The organism is Phenylobacterium sp., assembly GCF_036563285.1.
GTDB lineage: Bacteria > Pseudomonadota > Alphaproteobacteria > Caulobacterales > Caulobacteraceae > Phenylobacterium.
Genome location: NZ_DATCMR010000011.1, coordinates 1,352,743 through 1,369,414 on the forward strand (window position 1 = coordinate 1,352,743; position 16,672 = coordinate 1,369,414).

The following is a 16,672-nucleotide window of genomic DNA, read 5'->3' on the forward strand; positions in this document are numbered from 1 at the left end:
TACATGAACAAGTGGCGAGCGCTGATCGTCGTGGCGAGCGCCGCGGCGGCCCTGGCGGTCGGATTGGGCGCGCAGGCCGGGCCTGCGGCGGGCGACAGCCTGCAGTCGCTCTGGCACGCGACCCAGCTCGGCTAAGGCCAGGCCACCATCGGCGGCATGGACGACAGGATCGTCTCGATGTTGCCGCCGGCCTTCAGGCCGAACATGGTCCCGCGGTCGTAGAGCAGGTTGAACTCCACGTAGCGGCCGCGGCGGACCATCTGCTCCATGCGGTCGGCCTCGGTCCACGGCTCCACCATGCGGTGGCGCACGATCTTCGGATAGACGTCGAGGAAGGCCTCGCCCACGGCCCGGGTGAAGGCGAAGTCGCGCTCGAAGTCGCCGGTGTTGTGGCGGTCGTAGAAGATCCCGCCCACCCCGCGCGTCTCCTTCCGGTGCGGCAGGTAGAAGTACTCGTCGCACCAGGCCTTGTATTTTGGATGCCACTCCGGATCGAAGCCGTCGCAGGCTGACTGCATGGCGGCATGGAAGAGCCGGGCGTCGTCGGCGTCCTGGCTGCGCTGCTCGTCGATCATCGGGGTGAGGTCGGCGCCGCCGCCGAACCAGCTCTCGGCGGTCGAGAGGAAGCGGGTGTTCATGTGCACCGTCGGCACGCGCGGGCTGCGCGGATGCACGATCAGGCTGATGCTCGCCGAGACATAGGACGGGTCCTTGTCGGCGCCCGGCATCTGGGCGGCCATCTCCGGGGAGAATGTCGCGGTCGCCGCCGAGGTGTGGATGCCGGCCTTCTCGATGAGCCGGCCGCGCAGGAAGCCGCCGACGCCGCCGCCGGTGCCGGTCTCCCGGGTCCAGGGCTTCTGCTCGAAGCGCCCCGGCTCGCCCGGGAACAGGTCGTCGGGCGCCTCCTCCTCCAGTCGCTCCAGCTCGGCGAAGATCCGCTGCTGGAGGCTTTCGAACCAGGCCTTCGCCTGGTCGCGGCGTTGGAGGATCTCTGGGCTGAGGTTCGACATGGCCGGACTGCTAGCCTCTTCCGGCCGCGGTTGGGAAGCCGTTCGTCTGGCGCAGCGCCTCCCCAAGCGCCATGGCGGCGGCGTTGACCACGTTCAGCGACCGCGCGGCGGGGAGGAGGGGGATGAGCAGCCGGGCGTCGGCGGCCTCGTGCACCTCGTCCGGGACGCCGGCGCTCTCGCGGCCGAAGAGCAAAATGTCGCTGTCCGCGTACCGGAACTCGTGGAACGGCGTCGCGGCGCGGGTGGTGAAGAGGAGCAGCCGGCCGGGCTTCTTCCTGAGGAATTCTCCCCAGCTTGTATGCCGCTCCACCTGCGCCGCAGAAGCATAATCGAGGGCGGCGCGGCGCACGGCCCGGTCGGAAAGCGGGAAGCCGCAGGGCTCGATCACGTCCAGCGGGACGCCGAGGCAGGCGCCCAAGCGTATGGCGGCGCCGAGGTTTTGCGGAATGTCCGGTTGAAAAAGGGCCAAACGCATTCTAAGCGAACCGCCACGGATTGGACGGGGCCGAGATAGACGAATCACGGAGGCGCTTTTCGAAGAGCGCATCCGCGAACGGGTCCGACCCTTTGCCCCGTCCGCAAGGCGGCCTTACCAGACCGGCTGGTAGGGCCCATAAGGCTGGGCGCCCTCCTGACGATCAAGGGCGCTCGAATCGAAGGGTAGCTTTAGGTGGCCGACACCGTCGTGACCGACACGCACGCTTCGGGCGACGACCCGAACCGTCGCGATTTCATCCACATCGCCGCGGGGGCCGCTGCGGCCGGCGCGGTCGTCGGCCTCGCCTGGCCGTTCATCGACCAGATGAACCCGGCCGGCGACACCCTCGCGCTCGCGTCCGTCGAGTTCGACCTGACCAAGGTCGCCGCCGGTCAGCAGGTGGTGGTGAAGTGGCGCGGCAAGCCGCTGTTCGTGCGCAACCGCACGCCGGCCGAGATCGCCCAGGCGATCAAGGACGACAACGCCAGCCTGCGCGATCCGCAGCGGGACGAGGAGCGCCACAAGCCGGGGAAGCCCGAGTGGCTGGTGCTGATCGGCACCTGCACGCACCTGGGCTGCGTGCCGACCTTCGGCGGCGGCGACTACGGCGGCTGGTTCTGCCCCTGCCACGGGTCGCACTACGACACCTCCGGCCGGATCCGCAAAGGCCCCGCGCCGCGCAACCTCGAGGTGCCCGATTGGGACTTCGTCTCGGACACCAAGGTCAAGATCGGCTGACATAGATGAGCGGACATTCCACTTACGAGCCGAAGACCGGCTTCGAGCGCTGGATGGACATGCGCCTTCCGATCCTGCGGATGGCGCACGACACGGCGATCACCTTCCCGACGCCTAAGAACCTCAACTACTGGTGGACGTTCGGCGGCATCCTGGCGGTCATGCTGGTGGTGCAGATCGTCACCGGCATCGTGCTGGCCATGCACTACGTGCCGCACGTCGATTACGCGTTCGCCTCGGTCGAGCGGATCATGCGTGACGTGAACTACGGCTGGCTGGTGCGCTACATGCACGCCAACGGGGCCTCGATGTTCTTCATCGCGGTCTACATCCACATCTTCCGCAACCTCTACTACGGCTCCTACAAAGCCCCGCGCGAGGTGCTGTGGATCCTGGGCTGCGTCATCTACCTGCTGATGATGGCCACCGCCTTCCTGGGCTACGTGCTGCCCTGGGGCCAGATGAGCTTCCACGGCACCGTCGTGATCACCAACCTGTTCGGCGCCCTGCCGATCGTCGGCGAGGCCATCACCACCTGGCTGTGGGGCGGGTTCGCGGTCGACAACCCGACGCTCAACCGCTTCTTCTCGCTGCACTACCTGCTGCCGTTCATGATCGCCGGCGTCGTGGCCCTGCACATCTGGGCGCTGCACGTGCCGGGCAACAACAACCCGCTCGGCATCAATGTGAAGTCGAAGGAGGACACCGTCCCCTTCCATCCGTACTACACGGTGAAGGACGGCTTCGCGATCGCGCTGTTCTTCATCCTGTTCGCCAGCTTCGTCTTCTACAACCCGAACATCCTGGGCCACCCGGACAACTACGTCCCGGCCAACCCGCTGGTGACGCCGACGCACATCGTGCCCGAATGGTACTTCCTGCCGTTCTACGCGATCTTGCGGGCGGTTCCGGACAAGCTCGGCGGCGTGCTGCTGATGTTCGGCGCCATCGGCGTGCTGTTCGTGCTGCCGTGGCTGGACACGTCCAAGGTGCGCTCCATGCGCTACCGACCGACCGCCCGGCTCTACTTCCTGATCTTCGTGCTGGCCTGCCTGGTGCTGGGTTACTGCGGTGCGAAGCTGCCCGACGATCCGGTGATCCCGGGGGTGACGAGCTTCCAGCTCGTGGACGCCGACCTGAACAGCTTCGTCTGGCTGTCCCGGATCGCGGCTGCCTACTACTTCGCCTACTTCGTTCTGATCCTGCCCATCCTGGGCCTTACCGAGACGCCGCTGCCGGTCCCGGACTCCATCTCCGCGCCGGTCCTGTCGCATCCGGCCACCACGCCCGCGGGCGCCGTGGCCTCGCCTGAAAAGAGGGGTTGAGCCTGAATATGCTGCGCAAAGTCATCGCACTCGCGGCGCTCGGGCTCGCCCTCACCGCAGGCCCGGCGGCCGCCGCCACCCACCCGGAGCACCCGCACCAGCTCGGTTGGAGCTTCCAGGGTCCGTTCGGCAAGTTCGACAAGGCCCAGCTGCAGCGGGGCTACAAGGTCTATCGCGAGGTCTGCGCCAGCTGCCACGCGATGAACCTGATGTACTTCCGCAACCTCGGACAGAAGGGCGGGCCCTTCTTCGACGAGAAGTACCCGAACCCGAACGACAACCCCTACGTGAAGGCGCTGGCCGCCGAGATCCAGGTCAACGACATCGACTCGGAGACCGGCGACACCATCCAGCGTCCGGCCACCTCGGCCGACCGCTTCCCCTCGCCGTTCCCCAACGAGGCCGCCGCGCGCGCCTCGAACGGGGGGGCCATGCCGCCGGACCTGTCGGTGATCATCAAGGCCCGCCACGACGGCCCGAACTACGTCTACTCGGTCCTGACCGGGTACGCGAACCCGCCGCCCGGCCTGACCGTCGCCCCGGGCCAGTTCTACAACCCGTACTATCCGGGCGATCTCGCCGCCTACTGGAAGGGCGACCACCACAGCGTGCCCAAGGGCGGCTTCATCGGCATGCCGCCGCCGCTCGGCACCGGCAAGGTGACCTTCGACGACGGCGCGCCGTCCACCGTGGCCCAGCAGGCCAAGGACGTCACCGCCTTCCTGACCTGGGCCTCGGAGCCTAAGATGGAGGAGCGCAAGGCCTTCGGCCTGGCGGCTATGATCTACCTGCTGCTGTTCACGGTCCTGCTGTGGTTCAGCTACAAGCGGATCTGGCGCAACGTGGCCCACTAGGCCCGGCGCACAACGATCGGAAAAGGCCCCGGCGATCCCGGGGCCTTTTTCTATGGCCGCTTCAGCAGGAGTCGGCGGCGCGGGAAGTCGAACCGCACCTTGAACCGCGCGAGCACGGGCGCGCCGAGCCAACCGTCCGCGGGTGCGTCGGTCGACCTGAGCAGGCCCGCGGCGAGGTCCTCCCATCGATACCCGGCGACGGCGAGGGCGGACAACTTCGGCCGGAAGACGCCGTAGGGGTAGCGCTCCTCGGGGCGGTCCCGGCCAGGCGCGGTGGCGATGGCGTCGGACAGGCGCAGCGGCGCGTCCGACCCCGTGGCGGGGACGAGCCGGACCGGGCGGGTGACGGAGCCGTCGGACACCCTCGCGGTCACCGTGTAGAGCCCGCGCCGCAGAGGCTGCAGCGGCACGGTCCGACCGCCGCGCCAAGCCGGCGCGCGCCGCGGCGTCCAGAGCCCGACTCGGCACGGGGCGAAGCCGAGGTCGAGGACCTTGCCGGCCAGCACGTCGGCGCCGATGACGCCTGCGATCGGCGTCGGGTGGAGGCCGGTGCGCACGTCGAGGTCGGCGACGACGACGGCCTGCTCGCGGATGGTCACGCCTGCCAGGCGCACGTCGCCCACCAGGGTGGAGCTCGTGTGGCCGGCTGCCTCGGCCTGGGTGATCGCCAACTGGGTCATCGGCTCGGCGGTGTCGAGGATGTAGTCGCCGACCACGCCGGCCACCTCCGCGGTCACCACGATGACTCCGTTCTCGTACCAGCAGGCGGCTTCGCCGGCGCGGGCGGCAGGGGCGGCGGCGGCCGAGGCGGCGAGGGCGATGGCGAGGGCTTTCACGGGCAGGGGGAGGATAGCCAAGCTTCGCCCGCTCGGCGATAACCGGCGGCCATGGACCTCTCGGGCGTCATCCGAACCATCCCGGACTATCCCAAGCCGGGGATCATGTTCCGCGACATCACCACCCTGCTGGGCGACGCCCGCGCCTTCCGTCGCGCAGTCGACGAGCTGGTCCAGCCGTTCGCCGGCACGAAGGTGGACAAGGTGGCGGGGATCGAGGCGCGCGGCTTCATCCTCGGTGGCGCCGCAGCCCACCAGCTCTCGGCCGGCTTCATCCCGGTGCGCAAGCGCGGGAAGCTGCCTCACAGGACCATCGGCGTGGAATACGCCCTGGAATACGGGACCGACGCCATCGAGATGCACGCGGACGCCCTCGCACAAGGGGAACGCGTGATGCTGGTGGACGACCTGATCGCCACGGGCGGCACGGCGCTGGCCGCCGTCGACCTGCTGCGCAAGGCGGGCGCTGAGATCGTGGCGGCCGCCTTCGTCATCGACCTCCCGGAGCTGGGCGGCGCGGAGCGGCTGCGGGCGGCCGGCGTGCCGGTCTCGACGCTGGTGGCGTTCGACGGCCACTGACGCCTTACAGCCGCCCCACGGGCCGCTTAAGTTGACGGGATGGCCCACACCCGCGCCTGGCGAAACTTCCGACGCATGCAGGACATGACCGTGGCCGTGGCCTGCCTGATCTACGCGGGCGCCGTGGTGCACGCCTTCCAGCACCTGCCGGGGAGCTACGGCCTGATCGCCGAGCGGACCCTGATCTGGCCGGGCATCTTCCTGTCGCTGTCGCTCTCCCTCCCCCTGGCGGTAGGACCCGTCCGGCGGCCGCTCGCCCGCTACGTCTGGATGAGCTTCAAGCAGGGGTTCGGCCAGACGCCGGCCTCGGTGCTGCTGGGCGTTGTCCTGCTGATGGGCGCGGCGCTCCTCATGTACTGGCAGATCAACGGCGCGGCGTCCGGCGGCCGGTATCCGGCCGGCGTGTTCTCCGGGTACGGCGCCGGGATCGGCATCCTCGCGGCCCAGGCCGCCCTGGTGCGGGTCCTGGAGCACCACCCCGAGGTGAAGCCGCTGATCGAGGAAGAGGGCTAGACCTCCCCCCGGACTCCGCTGTGCTTCGAGAAGTGCGCAAGCGTGCGCAGGCGGGCCAGCCGGGCGCTGTCCTCGTGGTAGTCGGCACGCCGGTCCGAGACGAAGCCGTGGCCGGCGTCGTACAGGTAGATCGGCAGGTCGGGGTGGCGCTCGCGGATCTCGTCCACCTTCTCCATGGGGATCGAGGCGTCGGTCTTGCCGAAGTGCAGGATCGTGGGCGCCTTGGGCGTCTGGTCCAGCAGTTCGCTGATCCGGCGGCCGTAGAAGCAGGAGACGGCGGCGACGCCGTCGCAGCGGCAGGCGCCCAGCCATGACGCCGCCCCGCCCCAGCAGTAGCCGGTGACGAACACCGGCGGCGCAAGCGCGTCCACCGCCGCCTGGATGTCGCCGGCCACCTGCTCCCACGGCGTCTCCTGCGAGTACTGGACGCCCTTCTGGATGGCGTCGGGGCTGTAGTCGGCGGCAAAGCCCTTCTCGATCCGGTCGTAGAAGGCCGGGGCGATCACCTCGTAGCCATCTTCGGCGAAACCTTCGGCGAGTTCGCGGATGTGGTCGGTGACGCCGAAGATCTCCTGGATCAGCACAAGACCGCCGCGGCGAGCGTCCCGGGGCGGGGCGCGGTAGGCGGCGAGCTGGAAGCCGTCGTGCTTGCTGGTGAGCGTGATGGTCTCGCCCATCCCTCAGGCCTTGTCGAACAGCTCGAGGGTGCGGTGGCGGGCCAGGTCCGCCGCCTCGGCGTTGTAGCGCTCCGGGCTCTGGTTGTTGAAGCCGTGGCCGGCGCCTTCGTAGATGTAAACCGGGACCTCGGGGCTGTGCTCGTGCACCGCCCGCTCGACGTCGTCCGCCGGGATACCCGCATCGGTGCGGCCCAGGTGGACGAGGGTCGGCACGCGGGGCTTCAGGGCTGCGTTCGCCTGCACGAGGCTGCCGTAGTAGCTGGAGGCCGCGGCGATGCCGTCCAGCTTGCCCGCCGCCAGCCAAGCCAGCGAACCGCCGTAGCAGTAGCCCACCACGCACACCTTCTCGCCACGGGTCTTCAGGAAGTCTCGGCAGGCGGCGAGGTCGTGCAGCGCCTGGTCCAGCGGGGTGGCGCGTGCATGGGCGACGCCGGCCTGCAGGCCCGGCGGGTCGTGCTCGGCCGTGAAGCCCCACTCGCGGCGATCGAAGAGCGAGGGCGCGATCGCCTCATAGCCGGCCTTAGCCCAGGCCTGGACGTCGGCGCGAACGTGGCGGTCGATGCCGAAGATCTCCTGGATGACGATCACGCCACCCTTGCGGGGCGTGAAGGCGGGCTCGTGAAAGGCGGAGAACTCGAAGCCGTCGGCCCCCGCGATCTTTATCGTCTCGCCCATCCCGCAGGCCTCCCGTCAGACGTTGAAGCGGAAGTTCATCACGTCGCCGTCCTGGACGACATACTCCTTGCCTTCCTGACGGAATTTCCCGGCCTCGCGCGCGCCCGCCTCGCCGTTGAACTTCACATAGTCCTCGTAGGCGATGGTCTCCGCCCGGATGAAGCCCTTCTCGAAGTCGGTGTGGATCACGCCCGCGGCCTGGGGGGCGGTGTCGCCCTTGTGGATCGTCCAGGCGCGCGCCTCCTTGGGTCCGACCGTGAAGTAGGTCTGCAGGCCCAGCAGGTGGTAGGCCTCGCGGATCAGCTTGTTCAGACCCGGCTCGGTGAGGCCGAGGGTCTCCAGGAACTCGGCCCGCTCGGCCTCGTCCAGCATGGCGATCTCGCTCTCGATCTGAGCGGAGATGACTACAGAATCCGCGCCGTCGCGCTTGGCGCGCTCCGCCACCGCGCGGGACATGTCGTTGCCCGTCGCCGCGGAGGCCTCGTCGACGTTGGCGACATAGAGGGCCGGCTTGGTGGTCAGCAGCTGCAGCATCCGCCAGGCCTTCTCGTCCTCCTTCGACACCTTGACGGTGCGGGCGGGACGGCCCGCATTGAGCTCGGTGAGGGCGGCCTGGACGAGGCGCAGGGTCTGGGCGCTTTCCTTGTCGCCGGTCTTGGCCCGCTTCTCCAGGTTCACCACCCGCTTCTCGAGGCTTTCGAGGTCGGCCAGCATCAGCTCGGTCTCGATGGTGTCGAGGTCGGCCAGCGGGTCCACGCGGCCTTCCACGTGGGTGATGTCATCGTCCACGAAGCAGCGCGCCACGAAGGCGATGGCGTCGCAGTCGCGGATGTTGGCCAGGAACTGGTTGCCCAGGCCCTCGCCCTTGGACGCGCCGCGGACCAGGCCGGCTACGTCCACGAAGTTGATCCTCGCCGGAATGATCTCCTTCGACGGGATTATCTTCGCCAGCTTCTCGAGGCGCGGCTCGGGGACGGCCACGTCGCCGACGTTAGGCTCGATGGTGCAGAACGGATAGTTCGCAGCCTGGGCGGCGGCGGTCTGGGTGAGCGCGTTGAACAGCGTCGACTTGCCCACGTTCGGCAGGCCGACGATGGCGACTTTCAGGGCCATGGGTAGGTACAGGTTCCTCTAGAGCGCGGGCGGGTTAGCACGCTCACTCGCCGCGAGCGAGCTTGCGGGGGTCGGCCTTCTCGGCCGGGGCCAGGCGCATGACTTCGGCCTGGTACTTCTCGTCCTCACCGGCGGCCAGCAGGGGGGCGGCGTCGGCGCAGGCCTGCAGCAGGGGCTCGACCCACTTCATCTCCGCCTTGTGGAAGTCGGAGAGCACGTGGCCGTGCACCGCGTCCTTGTGCCCCGGGTGGCCGGTGCCGAGCCGCGCTCGGCGGAAGTCCGGCCCCACGTGGGCCGCCGTGGAGCGGATGCCGTTGTTGCCGGCCGCCCCGCCGCCGGTCTTCATCCGGAAGCGGCCTGGCGCCAGGTCGATCTCGTCGTAGAAGACCACCAGGTCGGCGGGCTTCAGCTTGAAGAACTTCAGGGCCTCGGCGATGGCGGAGCCGCTATCGTTGTAGAAGGTCTGCGGCTTCAGGATCAGGGCGCGCACCGGCCCGTCCGGCGTGTCGATCCGGCCCTCGGACGCCAGGCTGCGGAACCGGGCCCGCGGGGCGTCGAAGCCCCAGCGGCGCGCGATCTCGTCCACGGCCATGAAGCCGATGTTGTGCCGGTTCTTGGCGTAGGCCTGGCCTGGATTGCCCAGGCCCGCGATGAGCAGCATCTGTCCCCCCAGAGCGGGCCTGGGAGGCGAGGACTACTCCTCGCCGCCGCCCTCGGCCGCAGCGGCCTCGCCGCCTTCGCCCTCGGCCGCCGCTTCGCCTTCGGCAGCTTCGCCCTCGGCGCCTTCGGCCGCGGCGGGAGCTTCCTCGGCCTCTTCGGCCATGGCGCCGGCCAGGGTGGCCACGACGGTGTCGGCGTCGAGCGCCGCCTCAGCCTTGCCCGGAATCTTCAGGTCGGAGACGCGGATGGTGTCGCCGATGTCACGGCCCTTGAGGTCGAACACGATCTCTTCGGGGATCTCGTCGGCGGCGCAGGCCACGGTCAGGGTGTGCAGCACCACGTTCAGGGTGCCGCCGCGCTTCAGGCCGGGGGCCGCGTCGTGGTTGGTGAAGTGCACGGGCACTTCGATCTTGATCTGCTGGTGCTCGTCGACCCGGTAGAGGTCGAAGTGCCAGGGCTCGTCGGTCACCGGGTGCATCTGCACGTCCTTGGCGATGACCGGCTGGGTCTCGGCGCCGTACTTCAGCGTCACGAGGTGGCCCAGCAGCTTGCCGGTGTAGAGCGCCTTGCGGAACTCGTTCTTCTTCACGGCGATGGCCACGGGATCCTTGTCGCCCCCGTATAGGACGCCCGGGACCAGGCCCGAGCGGCGGGCGTCGCGCGCGCCGCCGGTGCCGGTGCGCTCGCGGACTTCAACGTTCAGTACGATGTCGGCCATGGCCTTGCCTCAAAACGAAACCGCCGCGCGTAGCGGGCGCGGCGACCTAATAGGTCAAATTGGGTGCGCGTAGATACACAAAAGCCCCGGCCAGCGCAACCGGCCGGGGCTCCTGGTTGATTCAGCGCCTCTTGGTCGGCTTCGAGGCCGGCTTCGGGGCGGAGTAGGGCGTGGCCCGTGCGGCGGCGGCCTCGGCGATGGCGGCGGCCCTGGGGTCGACGGGCGGGGCCATGCCCGCGCTCTTCAGCAGGCAGGAGCCGGTGTCGATCAGCACGTGCTGGCCCAGGCAGAAGACGTCCTCGTAGTGCGGCTTGGCCACGGCCAGGCACTGGTAAAGGTTCAGCTTGGACATGTTCAGGCACGAGGCCGACATCGGCTCGCCCAGGATCGGCATCACCTGCTCGAGGCTGGCGTCGTCGGCGTAGCCAAGGGCGGCCAGGGCGGCCACCGCCAGGCTGCGGATCACCACGGGCGTGTAGGGCGGGTTGGCCGTGGACTGTGCCGAGAGGCCCAGGGGCGCCCCGCCGACGGCGGCGAGTTGCAGGCGGGCGGTCTCGTTGACGTCCCCGAGCACCGGCGTGACCGAAAGCTGCTTGGTCTCGGCGAGGCGCGCGTCGCGGCGGACCACCTCGGCTTTCGACCAGGAGGCGCGCTGCACGTCGTAGGCGGCCTGCTTGACCGCGTTGCCCTGGTCGAGGAGCCGCTTGCCGTCGTCGCCCAGGGCGGCGACCACCAGGCCCGCGGCGCTGGAGGCGCCGGAGATGCCGGCCGCGTAGGCCGGGTCCTTCATGATCTCGTAGGCGATCTGGCGGCGCTGGGTGGGGTCGACGGCGTACTTGCGTGCGCCGGCCACGAAGGCGGGGTCCTGCAGGGCCGCCACCGCACCATAGGCGATGGCCCCGCGGATCAGCTGCTGCGGCTCGTAGGAGGCGCCGGTCTTCAGGCTCTCGGCCACCGAGGCGCCATCCGGGAAGCTGGGCGAGATCTGGCCGGCGCGGGTCACGTAAGCGCGGTAGGCGCTGGCCTGCTCGATCACCCGAGGGGACAGGCTGACCGCGGGTGGCGGCGGGGGAGCCGCCGGTGCGGCGGGTGGCGGCGGGGCCTGGGCGCAGGCGGCGAGCACGCCGGCCAGCGCCAGGGCGGCAAGAGACAAGGACCGGCGGACCGGAAAAGCGGATGACATGGTGCGGAGCCTACCCCCAGGTACAGGTGGCGCGGAGAATACACGGCCGCGACGGGCGAGATTATGGCTGCACGGTAAACTCTTGCTGAGCAAGCTTGGCCGTCAGTCGAAGAGCTTCGAGACGCTCTCTTCGTTGGCGATGCGGCGGATGGCCTCGCCGATGAGCGGCGCGCACGAGACGATCCGGACCTTTTTCGAGGCGGTGACCTTTTCGGTCGCCTCGATGGAATCGGTCACCACCAGCTCCTTGAGAACCGAGTCCTCCACCCGCTGGACCGCGCCGTTGGAGAGCACGCCGTGGGTCACGTAGGCCGAGACCTCCGTCGCGCCCTTGTCCTTCAGGGCCTTGGCGGCGTTGCAAAGCGTGCCCGCGGAATCGACGATGTCGTCGTAGAGGACGCAGCGGCGGCCCTCGACATCGCCGATGATGTTCATCACCTCGCTCTGGCCGGGGCCGGACCGGCGCTTGTCGACGATCGCCAGGTCCGCGCCCAGCCGGTTGGCCAGGGCGCGGGCGCGGACCACGCCGCCCACGTCCGGCGAAATGATCATCACGTCGTCGGTCTTGCGGAAGTGCTCGCGGATGTCGTCGGCCATGCGCCGGGCCGGCAGCAGGTTGTCCGTCGGGATGTCGAAGAAGCCCTGGATCTGCCCGGCGTGCAGATCCATCGTCAGCACCCGGTCGGCGCCCGCGCGCGTAATCAGGTTGGCCACCAGCTTGGCGGAGATCGGCGTGCGCCCCCCCGTCTTCCGGTCCTGACGGGCGTAGCCGAAGTAAGGGATCACGGCCGTGATCCGCCGTCCCGACGCCCGCTTCAGGGCGTCAATGGCGATCAGCAGCTCCATCAGGTTGTCGTTGGCCGGGAAGCTGGTCGACTGGATGACGAATACGTCCTCGCCGCGGACGTTCTCGTCGATGGTGACGAAGACCTCGTTGTCGGCGAACCGGCGCACCTGCGCCTTGGTCAGCGCCATGTCCAGGTACTCGGCGATGGCCTTGGCCAGCGTCCGGTTGGAGTTGCCGGCCAGAAGCTTCATCGGGTCCCCCGCTGATCCGGTGAAAGAGCTTGCGGCGGCTTGTAGGCAGGGGCTTCGGGTGAGGCAAGCCCGCGGGCTGTCACACCAGGACGATGGCCGAGAGCAGGCGGCCGAAGTCGGGCTCGCCGGCCTTGAACGCGCGGCGGTTGGAGAAGAAATGGTCGGGCTCCGCGCAGGTGTCGCGGCCGACCCACTCGGCCTTTTCGAGGCCGGCCGCCTTCAGGCGGGAGAGCACATAACCCGGCAGGTCGAACATGCGCTTGTCGTGCTCGCGGCCGGGATCGAAGAACTTCACGTTGCCGCGGTCCTGGTCGAGGAAGGCCTTCACGAACTCGATACCCACCTCGTACGACTGCGGCCCGATGCAGGGGCCGATGGCCGCGCGCATCCAGCGGCGCGAGGCGCCCAGCCCCTCCATCCGCTTGATTGCCGCCTCGACGACGCCGCCGAGCGCGCCCTTCCAGCCGGCGTGGACCGCGGCCACCACCTTGGCCTCGGGATCGGCGATCAGCACGGGCGCGCAGTCGGCGGCCAGGGCGCCGCAGACCACGCCGCGCGTGGCGCTGATCACGGCATCGGCCTGGGGCGGGCCGGCCGGCCAGTCGCCGTCCGCCACCAGGGCGGTGGCGGAATGGACCTGATAGACGGTGACGACGCTGGTCTGGCCGAAGTGGGCGGCGCAGCGGCGGCGGTTCTCGCGCACCGCCTCGGGATCGTCGCTCGAGCCCAGACCGACGTTCAGGCTCTCGTAGAGGCCGGTGGAGACGCCGCCCTGGCGGGTGAAGAAGGCGTGGCGGATGCCGGGCAGGTCCAGAACCGGGGACGTGAGGACGGGCAGGGCGCTCATTCGGCCTCCTCGAACGCGGGTGGGATCCAGCCCGGCGAATGGATGCAGGCGGCCTTGAAGAGTTCGCCCATCTGGTCGGCGCCGACCAGCCGGTGGAGCTGGCGGCCGATCAGGGGGGCCTTGTCCGGGCGGCTGCGGACCAGGGCCTCGGCCCGCTCGCCGATGCCGAGCCGGGCCAGGAACTCGGCCTGGTGGAGGAGCGCCGTTTCCGCGCCCTGCGCCTCGGCGGCGGCGAGGACGGCGGGGAAGTCGGCGTGGACAGTCAGGTCCGCCTCGCCGGGACAGGCAAGCGGGTCGACCTTCTTGTGCCGGCGGAGCGCCTGCAGGGTGTCGCCGAAGCCCGGCTCGGCGCGGCCGTAGTCGATCAGCAGCGCCGCGCCGCCATCGCGGAGGACGCGCGCGCCGAGCTCCGCGCCGAGGGCGGCCTGGGCGGCGGACTGCTCATAAACGGCGCCCTCCGGCGCGTCCGGCAGCAGGGTGGCGACCGGGGTGGCGCTGAGACGGAAGGCGAGGCGGCCCTCCGCGTCGACGCCCACCACCTGCTCGGCCCACCCGACGGCCGTGCGCACGAACTGCCGCGCCGGCAGGCAGTCCATCAGCTCGTTGGCGACCACCAACAGGGGCGCGCCTTGGGGCACGTCGGCGAGGGCGGCGGCCCAGCGGACCCGGTCCCCGACGCGCTCCTGCTGCTGGCGCCGCAGGGGTTCCGACGTCTCCACGAGCCAGACCTCGGCCGCATCGAGGAAGGCGGGCGCGGCGCGGGCGGCGCGCAGGATGTCGCTCATCAGCGTGCCGTCGCCGGGACCCAGCTCGACGAGGCGCACGCGCGGCGGCTCGCCCAGCAGTGTCCAGGCGGCGAACGCCCAGACCCCGATCAACTCGCCGAACATCTGGCTGACGAGCGGGGCGGTGACGAAGTCGCCGTCCTCCCCGAGCGCCGGGCGAGTGGCGTAATACCCGTAGTCAGGGTCATGGAGCGCGGCCGTCATGAACTGGGCGACCGTCAGCGGCCCCGTCTCGGCGATCTGGGCCGCCAGGCGCTCACGCAGCGACATCAGCCCTTTCCGGCGGCAGGGGCTCGCGCATCCCGCGCCAGATCAGCCAGGCCCCGACCAGGATCATCGGGATGGAAAGGTACATGCCCATGGTCAGGCCGAGCGGCAGGTTCTCCAGCCCGGCGTCCGGCTCGCGGACGGTCTCCAGCAGCACCCGCACGATCCCGTAGCCGGCGGTGAAGATGCCGAACATCACACCGCGGCGGTTGGTGAGCTTCGCCCCATGGCTCGCCCAGCGCAGGATCAGGAACAGCGCGAGGCCCTCCAGCGCCGCTTCGTACAGCTGGCTCGGGTGCCGGGCTCCGGCCGGGCAGGCGCCGTGCACCTCCATGATGTGCCGGTTGCAGAAGTTGATCCCCCAGGGGAGGTTGGTCGGCCGGCCCCAGAGCTCGCCGTTGATGAAGTTGGCGATGCGGCCGAAGAAGAGCCCGATCGGGGCGGCCGCCGCGGCCAGATCGGCCAGCCTCACCAGGTCCAGCTTGTTGCGCCAGGCGTAAATGGCCAGGGCGACCAGCACGCCCAGAGCTCCGCCGTGGAAGCTCATGCCGCCGCGCCAAATCCGCAGGATCTCCACCGGGTCGGTCCAGATCAGCGAGGGTGTGTAGAAGATGACGTGGCCCAGCCGGCCGCCCAGAATGATGCCCAGCGTCACCCACAGGATCAGGTCGTCCATCTGGTCGGTGGTCATCGGCGGCGGCCGGTGCGCCCAGAGCCGCACGTTCTTCAGCATGCCCACGGCGTAGCGCCACCCGAGCAGGATCCCCGCGACATAGGCCAGCGCGTACCAGCGGATCGCGATGGGGCCGATCTGGAAGAGGACAGGGTCGAATTCCGGGAATTGCACTGGAATCGCCACTCCTGCGTTCAAGGTAGGAAGGGTTTAGACGACGAACCCTTCGCTTTCACCCCCCGGGGGCCCATATAGAGGAACGGGACGGCCCGCCGTCCGCTTAAGACAGACGAGATGCAGACCCAGAATCCTTTCCTCGACGAGATGGCCAAGCTGACCTCCGCCGCAATGGGCCTCGCCCAAGCGGCGAGCGAGGAAGCCAAGGCCGCGTTCCGCTCCCAGGCGGACCGTGTCGCCGCCGAGTTCGACCTCATCCGCAGGGACGACTTCGACGCGTTGCGGGCCGAGGTGCAGGCGCTGAGGGCCGAAGTCGAGGCGCTCAGGGCCGCGCAGGCCCCCGCCGCCATCGCTCCGGACGTGCCCTAAGCTGGCCCAGTCCGTCCACAGCCGTTTGCGCGAACGCCGGTCGCCCGCGACAAGAACGGGGGTGACGGCCCGGGCGCGAACCGGATTACTTTCAATATCGCAGGCGATTCGGGGGCGGCTGGCCGCTCCCCGCCCCTTGCGAAAGGACCTCGGGTCTCATGAACACCACCGAGTCTGACGAAAACGTCCTCCTGACGAACGACCCGCTCGACGTCGTGGAGCACGTGCTGGCGGCGGAAAACCTGCCGTTCGACCGGACAGAAGACGGGGACCTCGCCTTCAGCCTCGCTGGGGACTGGAAGGACTATGAGCTGTGGTTCGCCTGGCGGCCGGAAGGCGACTGCCTGCAGCTGTGCCTCTCCATGGACCTCTCTGCGCCTAAGGAGCAGCGCGGCGCGGCCCACGAGCTGATCGCCCAGATCAACACCCGGGTGTGGCTGGGCCACTTCGAGCTGTGGGAAGACGGCGAGATCATCTTCCGTCACGGCATGGCGCTGATGACGGGCGAACAGCCGAGTCTGGCCCAGGCCGCCGCCATGATCGACGTGGCCATGGAAGGGGCTGACCGCTTCTACCCGGCGTTCGACTTCCTGGTCCGGGGCGCGAAGAGCCCCGAGGACGCCATCGCGGCCTGCATGTTCGAGACGGTCGGCGAAGCCTAGCCGTCTCCCGGCACGGGGAGGTCGAAGTGCAGGACCTCCTCGCGCACCCCCAGCTTTGAATAAAGCGCGATCGCCGGGTCATCGCCGTGGTCGGCCTGCACGAACACCACCCACGCGCCGCGGTCCGCCGCGATCCGCTGCAGGCGGCGGATGAGGGCGGTCGCCACCCGCATGCGCCGGTAGTCCTCCGCCACTGCCAGGTCGTAGAGGTAGACCTCCTTGCGCGCCTGCTCGAGCTTCGGCAGCTCGTAGGCGGTGATGCCGCCCACCACACGTCCACCGACGACGGCGGCCAGCGCGATCACGTGCGGCTGCGCCAACAGCTCCGCGAGGTAGGCGTCGTCCGGCGGGGCTCCACCGTAGGATTGAGGGTCCTCGAAGGCCTCGGCGAACATGGCGTTGAGGCCGCGCATCAGGGCGATGTCACCCGGCCCCAGGGTCATGATCTCGACGTGGTCCATGACGAAGCTATAGCGCGCCGTTGCCTTGGGCGCG

22 protein-coding genes are annotated in these 16,672 nt (G+C 69.6%); 8 read left to right on the forward strand and 14 right to left on the reverse strand.

From position 1 onward, the window contains the following. The first annotated feature begins 3 nt into the window (after positions 1-3). On the forward strand, positions 4-135 hold the full coding sequence (locus VIL76_RS17480; protein ID WP_332046320.1) for a hypothetical protein: 132 nt from the start codon (positions 4-6) through the stop codon (positions 133-135). Here VIL76_RS17480 and hemF read toward each other — a convergent pair. Both hemF and VIL76_RS17490 read right to left on the reverse strand, forming a co-directional pair. After that, entirely contained in the window at positions 132-1,010 is an 879-nt protein-coding gene (gene hemF, locus VIL76_RS17485) for an oxygen-dependent coproporphyrinogen oxidase (protein ID WP_332046321.1), read from the reverse strand. The genes VIL76_RS17480 and hemF overlap by 4 nt on opposite strands. Before the next feature lie 10 nt (positions 1,011-1,020). After that, positions 1,021-1,485, reverse strand: coding sequence for a tRNA (cytidine(34)-2'-O)-methyltransferase (locus tag VIL76_RS17490; RefSeq protein ID WP_332046322.1), 465 nt, complete (start codon positions 1,483-1,485; stop codon positions 1,021-1,023). A 195-nt stretch (positions 1,486-1,680) separates the two neighbouring features. Between VIL76_RS17490 and petA the strand changes: the two genes are divergently transcribed. The 3 genes from petA to VIL76_RS17505 are packed head-to-tail and all read left to right on the forward strand — an operon-like array spanning position 1,681 to position 4,405. Next, a complete protein-coding gene (gene petA / locus VIL76_RS17495) occupies positions 1,681-2,226 on the forward strand; it encodes a ubiquinol-cytochrome c reductase iron-sulfur subunit (protein WP_332046323.1) in 546 nt (181 codons plus the stop codon). A gap of 5 nt (positions 2,227-2,231) precedes the next feature. After that, the gene (locus VIL76_RS17500) at positions 2,232-3,551 is read left to right on the forward strand and encodes a cytochrome b (RefSeq protein WP_332046324.1); all 1,320 of its coding nucleotides are present in this window, start codon (positions 2,232-2,234) and stop codon (positions 3,549-3,551) included. Positions 3,552-3,559: 8 nt separating this feature from the next. Further along, the gene (locus VIL76_RS17505; RefSeq protein WP_332046325.1) at positions 3,560-4,405 is read left to right on the forward strand and encodes a cytochrome c1; all 846 of its coding nucleotides are present in this window, start codon (positions 3,560-3,562) and stop codon (positions 4,403-4,405) included. Between the two features lie 50 nt (positions 4,406-4,455). Here VIL76_RS17505 and VIL76_RS17510 read toward each other — a convergent pair whose 3' ends face one another. Then, positions 4,456-5,262 carry a hypothetical protein gene (locus VIL76_RS17510; protein WP_332046326.1) on the reverse strand — a complete coding sequence of 269 codons (807 nt, stop codon included), beginning with the start codon at positions 5,260-5,262 and terminating at the stop codon, positions 4,456-4,458. 30 nt (positions 5,263-5,292) lie between these two features. Here VIL76_RS17510 and VIL76_RS17515 point away from each other — a divergent pair, with 30 nt between their 5' ends. After that, positions 5,293-5,820: an adenine phosphoribosyltransferase gene (locus tag VIL76_RS17515; RefSeq protein WP_332046327.1), complete on the forward strand. Its 528-nt coding sequence runs from the start codon at positions 5,293-5,295 to the stop codon at positions 5,818-5,820. A 39-nt stretch (positions 5,821-5,859) separates the two neighbouring features. Further along, entirely contained in the window at positions 5,860-6,333 is a 474-nt protein-coding gene (locus VIL76_RS17520) for a hypothetical protein (RefSeq protein WP_332046328.1), read from the forward strand. Here VIL76_RS17520 and VIL76_RS17525 read toward each other — a convergent pair. The 10 genes from VIL76_RS17525 to lgt form a co-directional block, all read right to left on the reverse strand. Continuing rightward, positions 6,330-7,010, reverse strand: coding sequence for a dienelactone hydrolase family protein (locus VIL76_RS17525; RefSeq protein WP_332046329.1), 681 nt, complete (start codon positions 7,008-7,010; stop codon positions 6,330-6,332). The genes VIL76_RS17520 and VIL76_RS17525 overlap by 4 nt on opposite strands. Before the next feature lie 3 nt (positions 7,011-7,013). Beyond that, entirely contained in the window at positions 7,014-7,685 is a 672-nt protein-coding gene (locus tag VIL76_RS17530; protein WP_332046330.1) for a dienelactone hydrolase family protein, read from the reverse strand. A gap of 15 nt (positions 7,686-7,700) precedes the next feature. Further along, a complete protein-coding gene (gene ychF / locus VIL76_RS17535) occupies positions 7,701-8,798 on the reverse strand; it encodes a redox-regulated ATPase YchF (protein ID WP_332046331.1) in 1,098 nt (365 codons plus the stop codon). A 43-nt stretch (positions 8,799-8,841) separates the two neighbouring features. Beyond that, positions 8,842-9,459 (reverse strand): aminoacyl-tRNA hydrolase, encoded by a 618-nt coding sequence (pth, locus tag VIL76_RS17540; RefSeq protein ID WP_332046332.1) that lies wholly within the window; start codon positions 9,457-9,459, stop codon positions 8,842-8,844. Between the two features lie 33 nt (positions 9,460-9,492). Beyond that, positions 9,493-10,176: a 50S ribosomal protein L25/general stress protein Ctc gene (locus VIL76_RS17545; RefSeq protein WP_332046333.1), complete on the reverse strand. Its 684-nt coding sequence runs from the start codon at positions 10,174-10,176 to the stop codon at positions 9,493-9,495. Positions 10,177-10,297: 121 nt separating this feature from the next. Further along, complete coding sequence (locus VIL76_RS17550; protein WP_332046334.1) at positions 10,298-11,329, reverse strand: hypothetical protein; 1,032 nt, start codon at positions 11,327-11,329, stop codon at positions 10,298-10,300. A 132-nt stretch (positions 11,330-11,461) separates the two neighbouring features. Beyond that, positions 11,462-12,397, reverse strand: a complete 936-nt coding sequence (locus tag VIL76_RS17555; RefSeq protein WP_332046335.1) for a ribose-phosphate pyrophosphokinase — start codon at positions 12,395-12,397, stop codon at positions 11,462-11,464. 79 nt (positions 12,398-12,476) lie between these two features. Continuing rightward, positions 12,477-13,244, reverse strand: coding sequence for a peptidoglycan editing factor PgeF (pgeF, locus tag VIL76_RS17560; protein ID WP_332046336.1), 768 nt, complete (start codon positions 13,242-13,244; stop codon positions 12,477-12,479). Further along, positions 13,241-14,299 (reverse strand): class I SAM-dependent methyltransferase, encoded by a 1,059-nt coding sequence (locus VIL76_RS17565; RefSeq protein WP_332046337.1) that lies wholly within the window; start codon positions 14,297-14,299, stop codon positions 13,241-13,243. Before VIL76_RS17565 ends, pgeF begins: the two co-directional genes overlap by 4 nt. Next, positions 14,286-15,143 carry a prolipoprotein diacylglyceryl transferase gene (gene lgt / locus VIL76_RS17570; protein WP_332046338.1) on the reverse strand — a complete coding sequence of 286 codons (858 nt, stop codon included), beginning with the start codon at positions 15,141-15,143 and terminating at the stop codon, positions 14,286-14,288. Before lgt ends, VIL76_RS17565 begins: the two co-directional genes overlap by 14 nt. A 120-nt stretch (positions 15,144-15,263) precedes the next feature. On the opposite strand from lgt, the gene VIL76_RS17575 reads away from it, so the two are divergent. After that, on the forward strand, positions 15,264-15,515 hold the full coding sequence (locus VIL76_RS17575) for an accessory factor UbiK family protein (protein ID WP_332046339.1): 252 nt from the start codon (positions 15,264-15,266) through the stop codon (positions 15,513-15,515). 158 nt (positions 15,516-15,673) lie between these two features. Continuing rightward, positions 15,674-16,177, forward strand: coding sequence for a YbjN domain-containing protein (locus VIL76_RS17580; protein ID WP_332046340.1), 504 nt, complete (start codon positions 15,674-15,676; stop codon positions 16,175-16,177). Here the strand turns inward: VIL76_RS17580 and VIL76_RS17585 are convergent. Next, on the reverse strand, positions 16,174-16,638 hold the full coding sequence (locus VIL76_RS17585; protein ID WP_332046341.1) for an AAC(3)-I family aminoglycoside N-acetyltransferase: 465 nt from the start codon (positions 16,636-16,638) through the stop codon (positions 16,174-16,176). The genes VIL76_RS17580 and VIL76_RS17585 overlap by 4 nt on opposite strands. Positions 16,639-16,672: the final 34 nt, after the last annotated feature.

Bases quoted from the DNA above. Each gene is read 5' to 3' on its own strand.
- VIL76_RS17480 (WP_332046320.1), top strand. From the start codon at position 4: ATGAACAAGTGGCGAGCGCTGATCGTCGTGGCGAGCGCCGCGGCGGCC.
- hemF (WP_332046321.1), bottom strand. From the start codon at position 1,010: ATGTCGAACCTCAGCCCAGAGATCCTCCAACGCCGCGACCAGGCGAAG.
- VIL76_RS17490 (WP_332046322.1), bottom strand. From the start codon at position 1,485: ATGCGTTTGGCCCTTTTTCAACCGGACATTCCGCAAAACCTCGGCGCC.
- VIL76_RS17500 (WP_332046324.1), top strand. From the start codon at position 2,232: ATGAGCGGACATTCCACTTACGAGCCGAAGACCGGCTTCGAGCGCTGG.
- VIL76_RS17505 (WP_332046325.1), top strand. From the start codon at position 3,560: ATGCTGCGCAAAGTCATCGCACTCGCGGCGCTCGGGCTCGCCCTCACC.
- VIL76_RS17515 (WP_332046327.1), top strand. From the start codon at position 5,293: ATGGACCTCTCGGGCGTCATCCGAACCATCCCGGACTATCCCAAGCCG.
- VIL76_RS17520 (WP_332046328.1), top strand. From the start codon at position 5,860: ATGGCCCACACCCGCGCCTGGCGAAACTTCCGACGCATGCAGGACATG.
- VIL76_RS17525 (WP_332046329.1), bottom strand. From the start codon at position 7,010: ATGGGCGAGACCATCACGCTCACCAGCAAGCACGACGGCTTCCAGCTC.
- VIL76_RS17530 (WP_332046330.1), bottom strand. From the start codon at position 7,685: ATGGGCGAGACGATAAAGATCGCGGGGGCCGACGGCTTCGAGTTCTCC.
- ychF (WP_332046331.1), bottom strand. From the start codon at position 8,798: ATGGCCCTGAAAGTCGCCATCGTCGGCCTGCCGAACGTGGGCAAGTCG.
- pth (WP_332046332.1), bottom strand. From the start codon at position 9,459: ATGCTGCTCATCGCGGGCCTGGGCAATCCAGGCCAGGCCTACGCCAAG.
- VIL76_RS17545 (WP_332046333.1), bottom strand. From the start codon at position 10,176: ATGGCCGACATCGTACTGAACGTTGAAGTCCGCGAGCGCACCGGCACC.
- VIL76_RS17555 (WP_332046335.1), bottom strand. From the start codon at position 12,397: ATGAAGCTTCTGGCCGGCAACTCCAACCGGACGCTGGCCAAGGCCATC.
- pgeF (WP_332046336.1), bottom strand. From the start codon at position 13,244: ATGAGCGCCCTGCCCGTCCTCACGTCCCCGGTTCTGGACCTGCCCGGC.
- VIL76_RS17565 (WP_332046337.1), bottom strand. From the start codon at position 14,299: ATGTCGCTGCGTGAGCGCCTGGCGGCCCAGATCGCCGAGACGGGGCCG.
- VIL76_RS17575 (WP_332046339.1), top strand. From the start codon at position 15,264: ATGCAGACCCAGAATCCTTTCCTCGACGAGATGGCCAAGCTGACCTCC.
- VIL76_RS17580 (WP_332046340.1), top strand. From the start codon at position 15,674: ATGAACACCACCGAGTCTGACGAAAACGTCCTCCTGACGAACGACCCG.
- VIL76_RS17585 (WP_332046341.1), bottom strand. From the start codon at position 16,638: ATGGACCACGTCGAGATCATGACCCTGGGGCCGGGTGACATCGCCCTG.